At 62.9% G+C, this 19224-nt stretch carries 20 protein-coding genes and 1 tRNA gene; 12 read left to right on the top strand and 9 right to left on the bottom strand.

From position 1 onward, the window contains the following. Positions 1-155: 155 nt before the first annotated feature. Positions 156-788, bottom strand: coding sequence for a LemA family protein (locus tag X726_RS160990; RefSeq protein WP_023668617.1), 633 nt, complete (start codon positions 786-788; stop codon positions 156-158). Positions 789-951: 163 nt separating this feature from the next. Between X726_RS160990 and X726_RS160995 the strand changes: the two genes are divergently transcribed. From X726_RS160995 to X726_RS161020, 6 genes are all read left to right on the top strand, one after another. Further along, positions 952-1203: a hypothetical protein gene (locus X726_RS160995; RefSeq protein WP_023668616.1), complete on the top strand. Its 252-nt coding sequence runs from the start codon at positions 952-954 to the stop codon at positions 1201-1203. Positions 1204-1336: 133 nt separating this feature from the next. Next, complete coding sequence (gene pdxY, locus X726_RS161000; RefSeq protein WP_023668615.1) at positions 1337-2221, top strand: pyridoxal kinase PdxY; 885 nt, start codon at positions 1337-1339, stop codon at positions 2219-2221. Continuing rightward, positions 2218-2982, top strand: a complete 765-nt coding sequence (locus tag X726_RS161005; RefSeq protein WP_023668614.1) for a DUF429 domain-containing protein — start codon at positions 2218-2220, stop codon at positions 2980-2982. The genes pdxY and X726_RS161005 overlap by 4 nt, the downstream gene beginning before the upstream one ends. A gap of 149 nt (positions 2983-3131) precedes the next feature. Beyond that, complete coding sequence (locus X726_RS161010) at positions 3132-3776, top strand: carbonic anhydrase (protein WP_023668613.1); 645 nt, start codon at positions 3132-3134, stop codon at positions 3774-3776. A gap of 67 nt (positions 3777-3843) precedes the next feature. After that, positions 3844-4257, top strand: coding sequence for a hypothetical protein (locus X726_RS161015; protein ID WP_023668612.1), 414 nt, complete (start codon positions 3844-3846; stop codon positions 4255-4257). 88 nt (positions 4258-4345) lie between these two features. After that, entirely contained in the window at positions 4346-6400 is a 2055-nt protein-coding gene (locus tag X726_RS161020) for a M3 family metallopeptidase (protein ID WP_023668611.1), read from the top strand. A gap of 158 nt (positions 6401-6558) precedes the next feature. Here X726_RS161020 and X726_RS161025 read toward each other — a convergent pair whose 3' ends face one another. The 4 genes from X726_RS161025 to X726_RS161040 all read right to left on the bottom strand — a co-directional run bounded on the left by X726_RS161025 (position 6559) and on the right by X726_RS161040 (position 11447). Continuing rightward, a complete protein-coding gene (locus X726_RS161025; protein ID WP_023668610.1) occupies positions 6559-8034 on the bottom strand; it encodes a M81 family metallopeptidase in 1476 nt (491 codons plus the stop codon). Between the two features lie 65 nt (positions 8035-8099). Next, a complete protein-coding gene (locus X726_RS161030) occupies positions 8100-8924 on the bottom strand; it encodes a carbohydrate ABC transporter permease (protein ID WP_023668609.1) in 825 nt (274 codons plus the stop codon). Then, complete coding sequence (locus X726_RS161035; RefSeq protein ID WP_023668608.1) at positions 8921-9790, bottom strand: sugar ABC transporter permease; 870 nt, start codon at positions 9788-9790, stop codon at positions 8921-8923. Before X726_RS161035 ends, X726_RS161030 begins: the two co-directional genes overlap by 4 nt. Before the next feature lie 424 nt (positions 9791-10214). Continuing rightward, entirely contained in the window at positions 10215-11447 is a 1233-nt protein-coding gene (locus X726_RS161040) for a sugar ABC transporter substrate-binding protein (protein ID WP_023668607.1), read from the bottom strand. Between the two features lie 178 nt (positions 11448-11625). Between X726_RS161040 and X726_RS161045 the strand changes: the two genes are divergently transcribed. The 3 genes from X726_RS161045 to X726_RS161055 are packed head-to-tail and all read left to right on the top strand — an operon-like array spanning position 11626 to position 14398. Next, a complete protein-coding gene (locus X726_RS161045; RefSeq protein ID WP_023668606.1) occupies positions 11626-12396 on the top strand; it encodes an SDR family oxidoreductase in 771 nt (256 codons plus the stop codon). A gap of 2 nt (positions 12397-12398) precedes the next feature. Further along, positions 12399-13466, top strand: a complete 1068-nt coding sequence (gene ugpC / locus X726_RS161050) for a sn-glycerol-3-phosphate ABC transporter ATP-binding protein UgpC (protein WP_023668605.1) — start codon at positions 12399-12401, stop codon at positions 13464-13466. A 50-nt stretch (positions 13467-13516) separates the two neighbouring features. After that, entirely contained in the window at positions 13517-14398 is an 882-nt protein-coding gene (locus X726_RS161055; RefSeq protein ID WP_023668604.1) for a MurR/RpiR family transcriptional regulator, read from the top strand. A 3-nt stretch (positions 14399-14401) separates the two neighbouring features. On the opposite strand, the gene X726_RS161060 is transcribed toward X726_RS161055, so the two are convergent. Continuing rightward, the gene (locus X726_RS161060; protein WP_023668603.1) at positions 14402-14716 is read right to left on the bottom strand and encodes a DUF167 family protein; all 315 of its coding nucleotides are present in this window, start codon (positions 14714-14716) and stop codon (positions 14402-14404) included. A gap of 13 nt (positions 14717-14729) precedes the next feature. Next, complete coding sequence (locus X726_RS161065) at positions 14730-15020, bottom strand: YggT family protein (RefSeq protein WP_023668602.1); 291 nt, start codon at positions 15018-15020, stop codon at positions 14730-14732. A gap of 148 nt (positions 15021-15168) precedes the next feature. On the opposite strand from X726_RS161065, the gene X726_RS161070 reads away from it, so the two are divergent. After that, positions 15169-15244 (top strand) — tRNA-Ala (locus X726_RS161070). 47 nt (positions 15245-15291) lie between these two features. Here the strand turns inward: X726_RS161070 and X726_RS161075 are convergent. Next, positions 15292-17253 (bottom strand): acyltransferase family protein, encoded by a 1962-nt coding sequence (locus X726_RS161075; RefSeq protein WP_084630639.1) that lies wholly within the window; start codon positions 17251-17253, stop codon positions 15292-15294. Between the two features lie 102 nt (positions 17254-17355). Continuing rightward, positions 17356-17964, bottom strand: coding sequence for a TetR/AcrR family transcriptional regulator (locus X726_RS161080; protein WP_023668600.1), 609 nt, complete (start codon positions 17962-17964; stop codon positions 17356-17358). Between the two features lie 107 nt (positions 17965-18071). Between X726_RS161080 and X726_RS161085 the strand changes: the two genes are divergently transcribed. Together X726_RS161085 and X726_RS161090 are read left to right on the top strand one after the other, a co-directional pair. Further along, a complete protein-coding gene (locus tag X726_RS161085) occupies positions 18072-18758 on the top strand; it encodes a PspA/IM30 family protein (protein WP_023668599.1) in 687 nt (228 codons plus the stop codon). Positions 18759-18869: 111 nt separating this feature from the next. Continuing rightward, on the top strand, positions 18870-19157 hold the full coding sequence (locus X726_RS161090) for a YiaA/YiaB family inner membrane protein (protein ID WP_023668598.1): 288 nt from the start codon (positions 18870-18872) through the stop codon (positions 19155-19157). Positions 19158-19224 lie beyond the last annotated feature (67 nt).

Below are 19224 nucleotides of genomic sequence, written 5' to 3'. Positions count from 1 at the left end.
GCAATCTCGCTGCCGACGCTCAGCCGGCAACGCTGATATTTGGCGCAAGGACAGAAGACAGCTGATCTCCCCCCTTGAGGGGGAGATGTCCGGCAGGACAGAGGGGGGTGTGAAGGAACGCAAGGCTGGCAAAGGCCAAGCTCACCCAGACGTCATCACCCGCCCTGCTTCGTGCCGAAATCGACCTTCGGCGGCTGCATCTTGTCTTCTTCGACGGTCAAGTTGGCGAAGGGCTCGTTGCTGCGGAACCAGAAGGTTGCCCATAGCACCGACGGAAAGGTCCTCAGCGTCAGATTGTAATCCTTGACCGCCAGGATGTAGTCGCGCCGCGCCACGGCGATACGGTTCTCGGTGCCTTCGAGTTGCGCCTGCAGCGCCAGGAAATTCTGGTTGGCCTTGAGGTCGGGATAGGCCTCCGACACCGCGATCAGCCGCGATAGCGCGCTGGTCAGCCCTGATTGCGCATCCTGGAACTTCTTGAGCGCTTCGGGGTCCTTCAGCGTTTCCGGCGTCACCGTGATCTGCGTCGCCTTGGCGCGCGCCTCGACCACCGCATCGAGCGTGTCCTTTTCATGCGAGGCATAGCCCTTCACCGTCTCGACCAAATTGGGAATGAGGTCGGACCGACGCTGATACTGGTTCAGCACCTCGCTCCATGCCGCCTTAGCGTTTTCCTCCGCCGTCGGGATGGTGTTGAAGCCGCAGCCGGCGAGCAGAGGCAGCACGACGGCCATCATCAGCACGGCCGGCAGACTGCGAAAAGGGAAGGCAAGGCGCTGGGCAAACATGGTGAGGTCCCTCGACAGAAGTTGCATGCGAAGCATTAGCACAATCCGCGCTCAAGAAAATGTCTGCCGCTGGCGCGCATTCCTGGCGCGCATTCATGCGCCGGCGAGGCCCTGTGATTGATCGCGCGAACACGGTATGGTTGCCGGCAAACAGGACAGGATCATGGCGGAACGCCACGACGATGACAGCGAATCGCGCCGCATTATCGAGCGCGTGGCGAACGAGGGCGGCCTTGGCGGCGCATCGCTGGTGTCACGGGCAGCGAAAGGCGCGCGCGATCATGTTACCGCAGCGGAGGCCGACCGATCCGATCCGATCGAGGTCTGGGGCACCCGCATCGGTCGCGCACTTGGGCTCATCGTCGCCCTCGGCCTTTTGATCTGGCTCGTGTACCACGTCTCCCGGGGCAGCTAGAGCATGATCCTGAAAAGTGGGAACCGGTTTTCTCGGACAAGCGGGAACCGTTTTGTCCGGAGATCATGCTCCAACCAAAGAGATAGATCAGGATGACGATTCAACGAAAAATTATCCGTATCTAGGATTTTCCATGAACAGCGAAAAAGCCGACGCGCCGCGCGCGGTCATCGTCATTTCCAGCCATGTCGCCCGCGGCTCGGTCGGCAACCGCGCCGCCGTGTTTGCGCTGGAGACGCTGGGCTTTCCCGTGTGGGCGGTACCGACGGTCATCTTGCCCTGGCATCCGGGCCATGGCCGCGCCACGCGCATCGTGCCGCCGCTCGACCAGTTCAAGGCGCTGATGGCCGATCTCGAGCGCGCGCCCTGGCTGGGTGAGGTCGGCGCGGTGCTGTCGGGCTATCTTGGCGAGGCCGGCCAGGCCGAGGCCGTCGCCTCGCTGGTTGCGGCGGTCAAGGCCAAGACGCCGGACGCGATTTATATATGCGATCCGGTGATGGGCGATTCCGGCGGGCTCTATGTGCCCGAGCCGACGGCCGCCGCGATGCGCGACCGGCTGATGCCGATCGCCGACATCGCCACCCCCAACCGCTATGAGCTGGAGTGGATGGCCGGCGCGCCTTTGCCCGATCTGAAATCGGTGATCTCGGCCGCCCTCCATGCCGGACCGTCAACAATGCTGGTGACGTCGGCACAGTCGATGATGACCGGCGGCACCGGCAATCTGCTGCTTGACGGCACCCAGGCGCTGCTGGCCGAACACCGCCTCATCGACAAGCCGCCGAATGGCCTCGGTGACCTGACTGCGGCCGTCTACCTCGCCCGCATCCTGTCGGGGCAGCCGCCGATCAAGGCGCTGCAATCGACCACCGCCGCCGTCTACGAAATCCTGGCGCGAACCGCCAAGCGTGGCGGCGACGAGTTGCAGCTTGAAACCGATGCCCAGAGCCTGTCGCATCCGATGGCGATGGTGCAACTGCGCCACCTCACGCATCCGGGGCGGGACCGCCGGGCGTGACCTCGACCGTGGTCGTCGGCGTCGACGGCTGCAAGGCCGGCTGGATCGCCGTCCGCCGCGATCTGGATGCCGCGCCGTCAGTCCGCGTCTTTCCCAGCTTTGCGACCCTGCTCGACGCCTTGCCCGCCGATGCGACAGTGGTCGTCGACATGCCGATCGGCCTGCCGGACGTCTCGCAAAGAGGCGGGCGCGGGCCGGAGACCTTGGTACGGCCAATGCTCGGAGCACGGCAATCCAGCGTCTTCTCTATCCCGTCCCGCCCGGCCCTCTACGCCGACACCAGCGGCTTCACCACGGTCGAGGCCTGGTATGAGGCACATCGGCGCGCCAGCGAGGTGGCCAAGGCGACCTCCGATCCGCCACGCGGCGTCTCGATCCAGGCCTTCGGCATCTTTGCCAAGATACGCGAGATCGACGCGCTGCTGATCGCACGTCCGCAACTGCGCCGCCGCGTCTTCGAATCGCATCCCGAAGTGGCCTTCTGCCGGCTGAACGGCGAAAAACCGATGACACTGCCGAAGAAGATCAAGGGCGCCGTCAATCCGGCCGGGATGGAAGAACGCAAGGCGCTGCTCTGCCGGCACGGCTATACCAGAGCTTTCCTCGACCAGCCGCCGCCACGCGGTGCTGCCGCCGACGATTTCCTCGACGCCGCAGCGATGATGCTGATTGCCGGACGCATTGCCGGCGGCGAGGCAAAGCCGTTTCCCGACCCGCCGCTTGCCGACCGTTTGGGCATTCCCCTGGCGATCTGGGCGTGAGGCAAGCGGCGAGCCATGCGTGCGGCATGGCGATTTGCGACGAAGCCATCCGCAATTCGGCATTGCCCGCGACGGGCATTTGCCGTTAGAGCCTTTCTAACTTGAAATGAGCTGCCGTCGCTAACCCCGAAAGGCTTCATCCCTAGCCCATGCCCCATCTCCCCGAACATCTTTGGACCGGCTACCGCAACTTCATGAATGGCCGCTATCTCACCGAGAGCGGACGCTATCGCGAGCTCGCCCGCGAAGGGCAGGCGCCCGAAACCATGATCGTTGCCTGCTGCGATTCCCGCTCTGCCCCCGAGGCGATCTTCGACGCCGGTCCGGGCGAACTGTTCGTCCTGCGCAATGTCGGCAATCTGGTGCCGCCCTATGCGCCGGACGGCGAGTTCCACTCGACCTCGGCCGCGCTCGAATTCGCCGTGCAGAGCCTGAAGGTGAAAAACATCGTGGTGATGGGCCATGGCCGCTGCGGCGGCATCCGCGCCGCGCTCGACACCAATTCGGCGCCGCTGTCGCCCGGCGACTTCATCGGCAAATGGATGAGCCTGATCGCGCCGGCGGCCGAAACCGTTTCGTCCAGCACGTTCATGACGACAACCGAACGGCAGACGGCGCTGGAGCGGATTTCCATCCGCTATTCGATCGCCAATCTCAGGACCTTCCCTTGCGTCTCCATCCTCGAAGGCAAGGGGCGGCTGTCGCTGCATGGCGCCTGGTTCGACATCTCGACAGGCGAGCTCTGGGTGATGAACAAGGACACTGGCGACTTCGAGCGGCCGGATTTGACGTAGACCCATGATCCCGAAAAGTGGGAACCGGTTTTCGGATAAGGGCATGGTCAAATAAGAGGAGGGAAGAATGCGGGTTTGGCGTGCGATCGCTTTCGCCGTAGCGGCGCTGCTGATTTCGCTCGTCCCTGCCCGCTCCGATGACGGCGCCATTATCGACCGCTGGTATTCGGCGCTGCTGGTCGCCGATCGCACCGAATTGTCGGACCTGCTCGCCGACGATGTCCGCATCAAGCTCGACGATCTCGGCGTCGTGCAGTCGAAGCAGGAGTTCATCGCGTCGATCGACGAATGGAAGGGCGCGGTCGCCGGCGCCGCAATCCGGCATCGCGTCGAAAAGAGCGAGGCCGGCGTCACCACTGTCATCGCCTGCTATGATTTCCCCAACAATGACATGCTGATGCAGGAAACGTTCGCCGTCACCGGCAACCGCATCACCGCCAGTTCGCAAGCGGCGATCGCGGAAAATTGCGACGGCTTCTGACGCGGGCTTGAACGGCCGCGCTGTTGCGCCGCGCCAGTCATCGCCCTACATCGGTCAGCAAGCTCCGCCAATCATCGAAAGATCCCCCATGCCGTCCACGAAAACCGTCGATCTCGCCGCCCATCCGCTGACCAAATGGCAAGGGCCGCTCGGCCTGCCGGATTTTGCCAGCATCGGCGACGACGATTTCTCCTCGGTGTTCGACGCGGCGCTGAAGGCACATGAGGCCGAAATCGATGCGATCGCCGGCAACAAGGATGCGCCGACCATCGAGAATACGCTGGCAGCCCTCGAACTCGCCGGTGAGCCGCTCGACCATGTCTCGTCGATCTTCTGGTGCCGGGCCGGCGCCCACACCAACGATGCGATCCAGGCGCTGGAGCGTGAGATCTCGCCGAAGATGTCGCGGCATTTCTCGGCGATCTCGATGAACGAGAAACTGTTTGCCCGCATCGACGACCTCTACCAGCGCCGGGAGACGCTAAAACTCGACGTCGAGACGCTGCGGGTGCTGGAGAAGACCTGGAAAGGCTTTGTGCGATCGGGCGCAAAACTCGACGCCGACGGCAAGAAGCGGCTGGCCAACATCAGCGAGGAGCTGTCCTCGCTCGGCACCACTTTCGGCCAGAACGTGCTGGCCGACGAGCGCGACTGGGCGCTGTTCCTCGACGAGGCTGATCTTGCGGGCCTGCCGGACTTCGTGAAGAGTTCGATGGCCGAAGCCGCCGAGACGCGCGGCCAGAAAGGCCGCTACGCAGTCACCTTGTCGCGCTCGATCTATGAGCCGTTCACGACCTTCTCCGAACGCCGCGACCTGCGCGAGAGCGCCTTCCGCGCTTTCACCATGCGCGGCCAGAATGGCGGCGCCAGCGACAACACCGCAGTGGTGCGCGACATGCTGAAACTGCGCGCCGAAAAGGCCAGGCTGCTCGGCTATGCCTCGTTCGCCGCGCTGAAACTCGACGACACCATGGCCAAGACGCCGAAGGCGGTGCACGACCTCCTCGACCCGGTCTGGGAGAAAGCGCTGGAGAAGGCCGCCGCCGACCAGAAGGAGCTGGAGCGGCTTGCGACCAAGGCAGGCAGCAACGAAAAATTCGCCGCCTGGGACTGGCGCTTCTACCAGGAGAAATTGCGCGCCGAAAAATTCGACTTCGACGAGGCGGAACTGAAACCCTATCTGCAACTCGACCGGGTCATCGACGCCTGCTTCGACGTCGCCACAAAACTGTTCGGCATCACTTTCGAGGAGAAGAAGGGCATCGCCGCCTGGCATCCCGACGCGCGCGTCTTCGTGGTGAAGAACGCCGATGGCAGCGAGCGCGGCCTGTTCCTCGCCGACTATTTCGCGCGATCCTCGAAGCGTTCTGGCGCCTGGATGAGCGCGCTGAAGTCTGGCTACAAGCTTGGGGATGGCTCCAAGCCGGTGATCTACAACATCATGAACTTCGCCAAGCCGCCGGCGGGGGAAGCGGCGCTGCTGTCGGTCGATGAGGCCAAGACCCTGTTCCACGAGTTCGGCCATGCTTTGCACGGCATGCTGACCGACGTCACCTGGCCGTCGGTGGCGGGCACGTCGGTTTCCCGCGATTTCGTCGAACTGCCTTCGCAGCTCTACGAGCACTGGCTGACGGTGCCCGCAGTGCTGGAAAAGCATGCGCTGCATGTCAAGACCGGCAAGCCGATGCCGAAGTCGCTGCTCGACAAGATGCTGGCCGCCCGCACGTTCGGCGCCGGTTTCGCCACGGTCGAGTTCACAGCGTCGGCGCTGATCGACATGGCGTATCACGCGCGGCCGGATGCGCCGGCGGAACCGCTGCGTTTCGAAGCCGAAACGCTGGAAAAGCTTGATATGCCCGACACCATCGCCATGCGTCATCGCACCCCGCATTTCGGCCATATCTTCTCAGGCGACGGTTATTCAGCCGGCTACTATTCCTACATGTGGTCGGAAGTGCTCGACGCCGACGCCTTCGCCGCCTTCGAGGAGACCGGCGATCCCTTCAACCCGGCTCTGGCGGAACGGCTTCGGAAGAATATCTATGCCGCCGGCGGGTCGAAGGATCCGGAGGAACTGTACACGGCGTTCCGCGGCAAGATGCCTTCGCCGGAAGCGATGATGGTGAAGCGGGGATTGCTATAGCGCCGCCTTGTCTCCCCCCTCGAGGGGGAGATGGCCGCAAAGCGGCCAGAGGGGGTCGGTCCGACTGGGCTCGACCTCCTGCGGCAGATGAAGGTCGGCGCTTCACGCGCAAGGACCCCCTCTGTCGCCTTTGGTGATCTCCCCCTCAAGTGGGGAGATCACCAGCGCCAAGGATCCGCCACCCGTGGCCACACCGGCCGCGTCAGCTTCCTGTAATCCGTTACCGCCGGATTGCTCGGATACGAACTCGGCGCCGAGACATAGATGATCTCCGCCGCGATCGGTTCAAAGCCGGCGTAGAAATGGTTGGTCGACTTGATCAGCAATATGTCCTTCGACAACGGATCGACACCGATGTTGGAGAAGACATCCGGCTCGAAGGTCTGCGTGCGGTTGGTGTTGAGGATGATGTCGATTTCGGTGCCTTCGAGCCGCACCAGTGCCGTCGGTCCGAGCGTCACCCGGCTCGGCCCGAAGGTCTGCCAGCCCTCGGGGACGGCTTTCAACACCTTGACGCGCGCATCGATCGGTTCGCCGGCCAGCGGCCCGGCCTTGCCGCCGAAGCGCAGGTCGATGACGGCGCCTTCGCCTGCCGCCTGGCAAAAGGTGACGGCGATCGGGTCCCAGATCGTCGCCACGCCAAAATTGTCAACGCCCTGTTCCAACATTGCGCGCAGCACGACGGTACCGTCGCCGGCGACGCCACCGCCGGGATTGTCCCAGATGTCGGCAATCACAACCGGCTTGCCGGGGTTTCCCTTGCGCGCGGCCAGTGCCCGCGCGATGCCATCCTCGGTGTTCAGCATCGTCATCGCCGTCCTTTCGCGCATGGCGTAAAGCTCGCGCCCGAGCCTCTCCGCCAGCGCATCGCCCTTGGCCTTGTCATTGTCAGTCACGACCAGGATGCGCGTGCCCATTTCGGGCACGTCCGCGGCCATGAAGCCGTGGATGACCGAGACCGACAGCACGCCGTCCTTGCCGTGCAGCGCCTTGATGCGGTCGACGAAGGAGCGCATCGGCTCGCGGCTGGTCGGCAGCACCTGGATCATGCGGCAGTCGAAGGTCGAGATCACCGGCTTGATCTCGCTGCGCGCCGCCGCCAATGCAAGCTCGACGACATGTTCGCCGCGCTCATAGAAGTCGGTGTGCGGGAATTCGAGGAAATAGGCCATGACATTGCATGCCGCGACGCGCTTCGGCGTCAGGTGGCTGTGCGGGTCGAGCTCCACCGCGATCACCACGTCGGGCCCGACGATTGCGCGAACCCGTTCCAGCAGATCGCCTTCGCAATCGTCATAGCCTTGCGCCACCATGGCGCCGTGCAGGCCGAGGATGACGGCGTCGACCGGCAAGGCTGCCTTCAACTGGCCGAGAATCTCGTCACGCAACGCCTCATAGGTCTGCCGCTGCACCAGCCCGCCCGGCTCCGCCCAGGTGGCGGTGCCTTCGATGACGGTCAGCCCTTCGGCAGCCGCGCGCCGGCGCAGCGCGACCATCGGCGAGGAGCACAAGGTCGGTGTATCAGGATGCTTGCCCGGCCCGGCATAGAACGCCATCTCGAACGACGCCCGGTCGGTCGGCACCGGCGAGAAGGTGTTGGTTTCGGTCGCCAGCGAGGCGGTGAAGATGCGCATGAAAACTCCGTACGGCTATTTGTTTTTCGCAATCCCGGACGGAAAACCGCTCCACACTGGAATTGCTATTTTACGGCCCCGAGCGCCAGCCCGCGGACGAGATAGCGCTGCAGCCAGATGAACAGGATCGCCACCGGCAGCGTCGCCAGCAGCGTCGCCGCCATTACATGGTGCCATTCGATCGTGTAGCGGCCGGCGACCAGCGAGAACACCTGGATCGGCAGCGTGTAACTTTCCTGGCTGCGCAGCATTGTGAGCGCAACGACGAACTCATTCCATGCGTTGATGAAGGTGAAGATGGCGGTCACCGCGATTGCCGGCAGGCAAAGCGGCAGAAACACTTTTCGCAAGGTCAGCCAGCGGCCGGCGCCCTCCATCCACGCTGCTTCCTCGAGATCGCGCGGGATGGTGTCGAAATAGCTTTGCAGCATCCACACGGTGAAGGCGACGTTGAAAGCCATGTAGATGACGCCGAGCGCCGTCGTGGATTCGATCAGACCCCAGGCCGCCATCAGCCGGAACAGGCCGAGCACCAGCACGATCGGCGAGATCATCTGCGAGATCAGCAGGAACTGGCGGAAGGCGCCATAGCCGGCAAAGCGAAACCGCGACATGGCATAGGCGGCCGGCACCGAGATCAGGATGGCGCCGACGGTGGCGATAACAGAGACATAGAGCGAATTGGCTAGCGCCTGGCCAAAGCCGGTCGCCACCCACATGTCGGCAAAATTCGACCAGTGGAATTCGCTTGGCCACCAGGTCGGCGACAGCACCTCCTGCCGCGGTTTGACCGCGGTCAAAAACATTACCGCGAAGGGGAAGATGGTCACCACGAGCAGCGGCGAAAGCAGCAGCCAGGCAATGATCGTGCGCTTCAGCTTGGGCGTCATGCGCGTTGCTCCCGCATGGCGAGGCGCACATAGATCATGGTGAAGAGCAAAAGGATGGCGAACATCAGCAGCGACACTGCCGATGCTTCCCCCAGTTTGCCGATGCGGAAGGCCAGCTTGTAGAGATGGGTGACCAATATGTCGGTCGAGTTGGCCGGCCCGCCCTGCGTCATCACCCAGATGATCGGGAAGGAATTGAAGACGTAGATGGTGTTGAGCACGATGGCGATGTTGATGAACGGCTTCAGCAGCGGAAAGGTGATCTCGCGGAACTGCTGCAGCGGCGTCGCCCCCTCCAGGGCCGCCGCCTCGTAGAGGTCGTCGGGGATCGACGACAGGCCGCCGAGGAAGATGGTCGTGGTGAACGGTACCGTCACCAATATGCCGATCAGCACCTGCATCGGGAATGCCGTCTCGGCGCGCGCCAGCCACTGGATGTTTTCATGGATCAGGCCAAGCCCGATCAGCGCCGAGTTCAGCATCCCGCTTTCGCCGTTGAGCGCCCAGCGCCAGACCACTGCCGTCATCGTCAGCGACACCGCCCAGGGCAGCATGATGATGACGCGGGCAATGCCGCGGCCGTAGAAATCGGTGTTGAGGATCATCGCCACGGGGACGGACAACAGCAGCGCGCCGCCGACCACCAGCACGGTCCACAGGCCGGTGCGCCAGAGTGCCGCCAGAAAATCGGGATCGGCGAGGAAGGCGGAATAATTGGCGAAATCGTTGAAGTCCCGCAGCTGCCCAAAACGGCTGACATCATGCGTTGATATCTGGATCAGGTCCCAGACCGGCCAGAAGATGACGACTGCGGCCAGAAACAGGCTGGGCAAGGTCAATAAATAGGGCAGGTAACGATTTTGCATCGGCCGGATTCGTACCGTGTTGGACATAAGTGGCGCTGGCGCGCCAGCTCGGATCAATCTCGCATATCGGTCTAAGGCAGCGCTTCAGGGTTTGAATTTCCTGCGACGTTTGCGCTGCCCCTCACCTGCCTGCCCATCCTCCGCAACGGTTGCGGAAGGGGCCTTTCCTCTCCCCCGTCGATCGGGGGAGAGGTGTCGAGCGGAGCTCGACGGAGTGGGGGTCGACGGAGTGGATGTCGACCCTTGGGGCGCAAGGCGAGGTGATGTTTGCCCCTATTGCCCTTCCTATGTCCGTCGCGGCGGTTGCCAGGTGGTTCCCCCACTCCGTCTCGGCTTCGCCGAGCCACCTCTCCCCCCTCCGGAGGGAGAGGAAAGTGTGGCGCGCCCCGATCTCTGGGCCGCGCCGGGCGCAGGGAGATACGCCCTATTTCTTAATCACGGCGTTGGCCTTGGCAGCCGCTTCCTTCAAGCCTGCCTCGGGGTCGCCGCCGAGATAGATTTTCTGCATGGCATCCGAGGTGATCTGGGCGACTTCTTCCCAGCCGGGGATGACCGGTGCAAAGCGAGCGTCGGGCAGCAGTGCGGTGAACGCGGCGAGGTCGGCATTGTTGACGTAATAGTCCATCTTGGCCTCTTCCTTGTTCACCGGCAGGAAGCCTTCCCCTTGCGTGAACTTGGCGCGCTGTTCGGTGGTGAACAGGAAGTCGAGCAGCTTCCAGGCCTCATCCTTGTTCTTGGAATTCTTGAACATGATGATGGAATCGGTGACGCCGTACGTGCCGCGCGCGCCGGTCGGTCCGGCGGGGATAGCGGCCACGCCATATTTCAGGTTCGGCGCCTCGTCCTTGATCTGGTTGGACAGGAAGGGTGCGGTGATCATCATGCCGACCTTGCCCTGCTTGAACAGGTTCTGGACGTCCTCGCGGTTGTTGGAGGTGACGCCGGGTTCCGTCAGGCCTTCGTCGATCATCGACTTGTAGAGCTTGGCGGCTTCGAGCGCGCCCGGCGTGCCGAGGCCCGACGTGCCATCCTTGTTGAGAATCTCGGTGCCTTGCGACCACATCGCATAGTAGTAATAGACGTCGGTCTCGATCTCCTTGCCCTGCAGGCCGAAGCCGAACGTGCCGGTGCCCAGCGCCTTGATCTTGCGCGCATCCTCCTGCAACTCGGTCCAGGTTGCCGGCGGGTTGGCGATTCCGGCCTTCTCGAACAATTCCTTGTTGTAGTACATGGCGCGCGCCGAAGCCGCGATCGGCAGGCCATAGGTCTTGCCCTCCATGATCGACGGCGACAGGAAGGTGTCGATGAAGCGGTCCTTGAAGTCTGGCTTGATGTAGGCGTCGAGCGGCTCGGCGACATCCTGCTGGACGAAATCGATCAGCCAGCGGGTGCCGATGATCGACAGGTCGGCATTGGTACCGGCCGTGATGTCGGTGGTCAGCTTCTGCAGCAGCACGTCCCACGGCACAACTTCGAACTTGACGGTGATACCCGGGTTGGCTGCCTCGAATTCCTTTTTCACCGCTTCGAAATACGGGCCGGTCTTGGCGCTGTATTCGGCGACGGTTACGCGCACCTCGCCGGCATCTGCCTGCGCGGCCAGGGCGAGCAGGCTCATTCCGGCCATCAGGCCGACAGTCCATTTTGCAAGCTTCATTCGATCTCTCCCATTTGATTGCGCCTGCGCTCTTGCGGCTTCCAGGCGACCAAGGCTTAATGTGACTTTCCTACATTATCCATCATTTGACCTCGTGCAAGCGGATTATCCTGTTGCTTAATTACATTTCTTAAAATAGCGTTTTCCGATTATCGTAGATCCCAGGGAGGCGCGCAGCGTGGTTTCAAAGGCCGAATTCGCAGGCAAGACCGTGCTGGTGACCGGCGCCGGCGGAGGGCTCGGCTCGGCTATTGTGGCGCTGCTGGCCGAACGAGGCGCGCGCGTCGTCGGCTGCGACCAGTCGCAAGACCAGCTCGGCAGTCCGCATCTGGCGTCGGGCCACGTCTTCGACCTTCTCGACCGGATCTCCACCGATGCCGCGATCACGGCGATCCTCGGGAAAGACGGCGTGCCCGACATCCTGATCAACAATGCCGGCTGGACGCGCGCCGAGACTCTTGCAGCGCTGACCCCCGACAAGATCACGCATGAGCTCGACCTCAATCTGACCGGGGTGATGCTGTTCGCCGATCCGCTGATCAAGGCAATGGCCGCGCGCGGTTCGGGCAGCGTCGTCTTCATCTCTTCCGTCAACGCCATCGCCCATTTCGGCAACCCGGCCTATGCCGCGGCCAAGGCCGGCATCAATGCCTATGCCAAAGCGATCGCTGTGGAACTCGGCCGCAGCGGGCTGCGCGCGAATGTCGTCTGCCCCGGCTCGATCCGCACTGCCGCCTGGGACCATCGCCTGGCCAAGAACCCGGATGTTCTCGGCAAGCTCAAGCGGCTCTATCCGCTCGGCCGCATCGTCGACGCCACGGAAGTGGCCGAAGCGGTGGCCTTCCTTGTTTCGGATCGCGCATCGGGGATAACCGGCGCGGTGGTGCCGGTCGACGCCGGACTGACCGCCGGCTTCCTGCCCTTCATCGACGACATACTGGGAGCGTAGCCATGACCGACGTTGAGTTCCGCGACCTGTCGAAATCCTTCGGACGCCATAAGATTCTCGAAAACATCAGCCTCGACATCAAGAGCGGCGAATTCGTCGTGCTGGTCGGCCCTTCCGGCTGCGGCAAGTCGACCTTGCTGCGCATGCTGGCCGGGCTGGAGCCGATCACCTCAGGCGACCTCTTGATCGGCGGCGTGCGCGCCAACGCTTTGCCGCCACAGCAGCGCAATGTTGCGATGGTCTTTCAGTCCTATGCGCTGTTTCCGCATCTGAAAGCGGCCGACAACATCGGCTTCGGCCCAAAGATCCGCGGCGAAAGCCGCACGGCAATCGACGACAAGGTGAAAAAGGCCTCCGGCGTCCTCAACCTGTTCTCCTATCTCGACCGCTATCCCCGGGAGCTGTCGGGCGGCCAGCGCCAGCGCGTCGCCATGGGCCGCGCCATCGTGCGCGAACCCTCGGTGTTCCTGTTCGACGAGCCGCTCAGCAATCTCGACGCGCAACTGCGCGTGCAGATGCGCACCGAGATCAAGGCGCTGCACCAGCGGCTGAAATCGACCATCGTCTATGTCACCCACGACCAGATCGAGGCCATGACCATGGCCGACCGCATCGTGGTGATGGACCGCGGCAAGATCCAGCAGGTCGGCGCACCGCTGGAGCTCTACGACCGTCCCGCCAACAAATTCGTCGCCTCCTTCATCGGCTCGCCGTCGATGAGTTTTGTCTCCGGCGCCCTGAAGACGACGCCCGAGAAAAGCTGGTTCGAATCGGCCGGCGGAGGGCGACTGGCGCTCGGCAGCAAGACGGTGCCGGCTGGCAGCACGGTCGAGGCCGGCATACGGCCCGAACACTTCGTCATCGGCGAGGCTGTCGACGCGATGGCGATCAAGGTCGATGTCGTCGAGCCGACCGGCTCGGAAACCCATGTCTATGGCGCCATCGGCGCTGACACGGTGCGCGCCGTGTTCCGCGATCGGATACAGGTCAAGCCGGGTGAGATGCTGCCGGTCTCGGTCGCGCCTGCAAACATCCATCTGTTCGACACGGCGACAGGCCTGCCGCTATGAGAGCGCCGGCATGAAAACGAAAACACCACGATGAAGACGACAACCCAGAAATGAAAACGCCGGCCGACATCATCACGCGCCTGCAGCTGATGTCGCAGGACGGCACCAAATCGGACCGCCGCCTGGCCGGCCTCGTGCTGACCGATCTCGACTTCGCCTCCAAGGCGGCAATCTCGGAAATTGCCGCGCGCGTCGGCGTCAGCGAGCCGACGGTCACCCGTTTCTGCCGCAATCTCGGCTGCGAGGGTCTGCGCGATTTCAAATTCTACCTGGCGCAGGCGATCGCCATTGGCGGCCAGTATCTGTCGCCCGAACCGCTGAACCGCGACGCGCGCGAGCAGCGCATTGCGTCGGCCATCACCGAAGCGGCAATCGCCGCCATCCAGCGCGCCAGCGAAAACCTCGACATGAAGACGCTGGTGGGCGTGGCCGCGCGCATCGTCAGTTCGGGCAATGTGCTGTGCATCGGCTCCGGCGGCATTTCCTCGATGATGGCGACCGAGATGCAGAACCGGCTGTTTCGGCTGGGCGTGCCGGTGCTGGCGCAGATCGACGGGCAATTGCAGCGCATGTATGCCGCGGTCGCCACATCGGAGACGACGCTGATCGCGTTCTCGGTGTCCGGCTATGCGCGCTCGGTGATCGACGCCGTGCAGGTGGCCCAGCAATATGGCGCCAGCACCATCGCCGTAACCCCGCCGGAATCAGCGCTCGCCAAGGCCGCCGATACCGTTATCCAGTTCCAGTCGCTGGAAGACGGCAACATCTACAAGCCGACCTCGTCGCGCTATGCGCTGCTGTCGATCGTCGACATGATCGTCACCTCCGTGGCCGAAACGCGCGGACCCAGGGTTCTCGAAAACCTGCGCCGCATCAAGCAGAGCGTGAACACGCTGAAGGTCGACGATCCAAAGTTGCCGCTGGGGGATTGAGGATTATCCGGCGGCCAGCGCCTCGATGCTCTTCACCAGCGTCGATGGTTCGCCAACCACACGCACCGTCTTCAGCCGCGCCGTGCCGCCTGCAATGACCGACACGACCGATGCCGGAACGCCCAGCGCCTTGGCCACCAGCCGTTCCAGCGCCGCATTGGCCGCGCCATTCTCCGGCACGGCGCGCACGCGCGCCTTCAAATGGCTGCGCCCGTCGGCCGATTTTTCGGCGCCTCCGAGCCTGTCCACGGAAGACTTCGGCGTCAGCCGGATAAACAGGTCGATGCCGTCGGCGCGCAAGCGGAATGGCGCGTTCATGCCATCGTCGGGTTCACAGGACCAGCGGCGCTATCGTGGTGAGAATGAGCTGCCTGAGGAAGAACAGGAGCAGAAGCAGGATGATCGGCGAGATGTCGACGCCGCCAAGGTCGGGCATGAACCGACGGATTGGACGCAGCGCCGGCTCGGTCAGCCGGTAGAGCATGTTGCCGATGCTGCCGACGAACTGATTGCGCGAGTTGACGACGTTGAACGCATAGAGCCAGGAAAAGATCGCCGAGGCGATGATGACCCACCAGTACAGGTCCAGCGCCATGACGATTGTTTGAATGAGGGCGAGCATGCCGGTCTCCGATTGTTGCCGACATGTAGCCATTGAGCGCGAAACCGGCAAGGGCCGGTCGCCTACAAGCATCGGGCACAAGGGATTTCGGCAAAACCCCGCCTTGACAGGAAACCGCAGCCTTCGATAAATGCGCCATCCGCTGGACGGGGCTGTAGCTCAGCTGGGAGAGCGCGTCGTTCGCAATGACGAGGTCAGGAGTTCGATCCTCCTCAGCTCCACCAGCGGAATTTTCCTGCCTGTCGACACATCTAAGTTCCGAGACGTCTCGTCAAAGCCCCGCCTTCGCTGCGAGATAGGGCGCCAGGGCAAGCGAGTAGCTGGCGGTCAGATGATGACTGTCCCGCCAGACGATGATGTTGCCGACAACTGCCGGGCATAGTTGCGGCCCGCAAATGGCATCGAGCATATCGATGGCGCGCACATTTTTCTGTCCTTCCGCGGCCAGCGCCAACACGTTGCTCCGCTCAATATCGCTCAGTTTGGTGACGCATTTCGTTGGGGTCGAACTCAGGCATTCGCCCGGGTCGAATTTCATATAGGGCGTGTTGCGGATGGCAACGATTTGCGAGCCGGCGTCCGTCAGCCCGCCCCAGAGACTTCGCAGCCCCTCGATCATCACGTCTTGCTGAACCGCTCCGTAATTGGACTGGCTGGTGAAGATCAGATCCGGTTTCAGCTTTAGGATCTCGGCCAGCACCTTTTCGTGCCACTGCGCGCATAAGACGTTGGGTTTGCCATCCGCCGTGATGGCCACGCGGGTGAATGGGCAGGCGGATTTTGTAAAGGTAACCAGTTTGAAGTTGCGGTCCTTTGCGATCTTGTCCAGTGCCGGCACCCACTGGGCTGCATGAGAATCTCCCACCAGAACCATTGTTTTCGCACCCGTGGGATCGCCTAGAGAGCATCGTTTGGGCTCCGAGCTTTCCTCCTGGTGGCACTTCCTTGCATACACGACCGGCACGTCCCGCCTCAGCCGGGCCAGCGGCGGCAGAAGGTTCACACCGTCCGGGACCACGGCGCCGGAGACGAGAGCGGCGGGCCCAGGGTAGGAAGGCGTGCCGATCAGCGCGGTGTCGATGCGTTCGGTCTTCAGAAAGAACAGCAGGCTGCCGGATGCGGCCACGCATGTGAGAACCGCCGCGGTGCCGTATCCCAGCGGCTTCCACCAGGCGCCGCCCCGAGCTTGCCGGTAGCGCTGCTCAACATATCGATAGGACAGATCCGATAGAAGCAGGGTCGCCGCAATCAGGCCGAAACCGCCGGCAAGGGTCAGCGAATGACCCTGCGCCTGGGAGATGGTGATCAGCGGCCAATGCCATAGATAGACCGAGTAGGAGCGATCGCCGATGAAACGAAGTGGCAACGAATCGAGCCCACGAAACCGGCCGACTTCAACCTCGCCAGCCAGGATGACCAGCACTGTGGCCAAGGTCGGCAACAACGCACTGACGCCGGGAAATGGAGTTGCAGCGGAAAACAGCAAGGCGGACGCAACGATGCCCAGGATGCCGGCGATCGCCAGCCACTGTCTAGTGAGTGCCGCCAGTCGAAACTGGTGTTCGGTCAGCACCAGCAGACCACCCAGCGCCAATTCCCACAGGCGGGTATGGCTGACGAAATAGGCCTGGGCCGGATCCGTCGCCGTCAAAACGACAGAGGCAACAAGTGATGCCGCGAAAATGAGCGACAACGCCCCGATCAAGCAGGCCCTCAGCGGAAGGTCACGGCGGCGCGCCAGCCAGATCACGCCGATCATCACCAACGGCCAGGCGATGTAGAACTGCTCTTCGATGGAAAGCGACCAGTAGTGTTGCACCGGGCTCGGCAAGGTGTCGGCCTCGAGATAGCTGACCGCAATCGAGGCCAGCCGCCAGTTCTCGACATAAAGAGCGCTCGCCACGATCTGGTTGCCCATTTCCTCCCAGCGCGCCTTTGAGATGAAAAGCAGCGTGCCCAGCAATGCCACCAGCAGCACCAAGGTTGCTGCCGGCAACAACCGTCGCACCCGTCGCGAGTAGAATTCGATCAGTGAAATCCGGCCGCCGCGCAGCGCCATCTGCGCCAGCAGGCCCGTGATCAGATAGCCAGAGATGACGAAAAAGACGTCGACGCCGACATATCCGCCAGGCAGCACATCCGGCCATATGTGATAGACCACGACAAGCGCGACCGCCAAGCCGCGTAGCCCCTGTATTTCGGGTCGAAACCGACGGTTCTGATCGATTGTCACCGGATATCCCCAACAGTCTCAGCCGGCCTGGATCAACCGGCAGTCCGCGCCACGATCTTCATAAGGGCAGAGTGCCGTGAGGCAAGAGCCGATCGCAGCAGTTCATTCCCTTTCCGTCTCCAGTCCGCTCACCAGCGTGTCGACGAAACCCAGCAGCTCACTTTCGAGGTCGGTGGACGCCAGGCCAATGAAACGGTCTTCGAGCGAGATGGCGACGATCCCATGCACGGCGGAGAACAGCGTGCGCGCGCGGGCCAAAAGCTCCGGCGTTGCCGCCGCCGGGAGCAGCTGGGCCAGCGGCTCGACCAGATGCTGGACCAGCACCGCATGTTCGGCCAGATGCCATTCGGGCACCGCCACGCCTGGCGCCATACGGTGCTCGAACAGCGCCTTCCACGCCATGCGGTTGTCGCGGGCGAAGCCGAGATAGGCCTTGGCCAGCGCCTTCAGCCTTGCCCTAGGCTCGGCGACGCCGGTCGCCTCCTGATCCAACGCCGCCCCAAGTCTTGCCAGCGTGATCGAATTGACGTGCAGGACGAGCTCGTCGAGGTCTGCGAAGGCGGTGTAGAGCGCACCGAGCGCGCAGCCGGCATCGGCCGTGATGTCGCGCGCACGCAGACCGGCGAGCCCCGAGGACTGGATGCGCGCTTGCGCGGCCTCAATCAGCCTGCCTTTGAGGTCCTCGCGTTTGGCGTCCCGTTTTGCGGTCATTAACCTTCTCTTATGCGCATTCATGAACACCGTTCATTTTCTCCTTGAACGCCGTTCACAATGTGCTACTTTGCCTCATGAACAACGTTCATAGAGGAGAAACGGAAATGTTGAAACAGTTTTTTGCTCTCGTTCGCGGCCGAAGCTACGAAGCCGCCGAGGCGGTCGTCGACCGCAACGCGCTGATAATCCTGCGCCAGCAGATCCGCGATTGCGCCGACGCTATCGCGGCCGCCCGCCGGGCGGTTGCAATTGCCATCGCCCAGAACGAACAGGAAGTCGCGCAGTTCAAGAAGCTTGTCCTCCGCATCGACGATTTGGAGAAGCGCACGATCGCCGCGATCGAGCAGGGACAGAATGAACTGGCCCGCGAAGCCGCCGAAACCATCGCCATGCTGGAAGCCGAACGCGACGCCTCCGCCGAGGCGCAGAAAAGCTTCGGCACCGAGATCGAGCGTCTCAAGCGGATTATCCGCGTCTCCGAAATGCGCCTGCGCGAATTGCAGCGCGGCCAGCGCATCGTTGCCGCGGTCGACTCGACCCAGCGCCTGCGAGAAAGCGCGCCCGGCTCCAGCCTGTCGGCGCTCAGGGACGCCGAGGAGACGCTGCTGCGCCTGCGCACCAGGCAGAAGCAGATCGACGACACCGCGGCCGCCATGGCCGAGATGGAACAGTCGGGCGATCCTGCCGCGGTCTCAGAGAAGCTTGCGGCCGCCGGCTGCGGTGCGCCGCTGAGAAGCAGCGCCGACGCCGTGCTCGAACGGCTCACGAAGACCATGACCAAGCCGGCCTGATCGTACCCGGCCTGATTGTTATCCAGTCTGATTGTATCCAGCCTGATTGTATCCAGCCTGAAACAGACCCACGCCCAACCAACCTAACCTTGAAACGAAAGGACCATATCGATGACCCCGAACACCTATTCCCCCAAGGACTCAAGCGCCTGGAAGACCTTCACCATGGCCAGTTTCGCCGTTGCCGCCACAATGATGGCCGGCGGCATCTACTTCATGGAGGCGAGCTTCGCCGCCAAGGGGTTTTATGCCATGGCCGCCATCATGCTCGTGCACACCTCGATCACCATCACCAAGACACTGCGCGACTCGGAAGAGGCAAGCCGCTTCATCAACCGGCTGGAAGACGCCAAGACCGAGAAGTTGCTGATGGAAGTCAGCCGCAGTAACGAAGTGTAACCGGGTTCCCGCTAAACAAGGCTCAACGCGCAAGACCGCTGATCAATCCAGTCAGGATTTTCACCGG

It is taken from the genome of Mesorhizobium sp. LSJC285A00 (assembly GCF_000503155.1).
Classification (GTDB): Bacteria; Pseudomonadota; Alphaproteobacteria; order Rhizobiales; family Rhizobiaceae; genus Mesorhizobium.
Note: the sequence above shows the minus strand (reverse complement) of the source record. Positions and strands in the feature narration are given on the sequence as shown.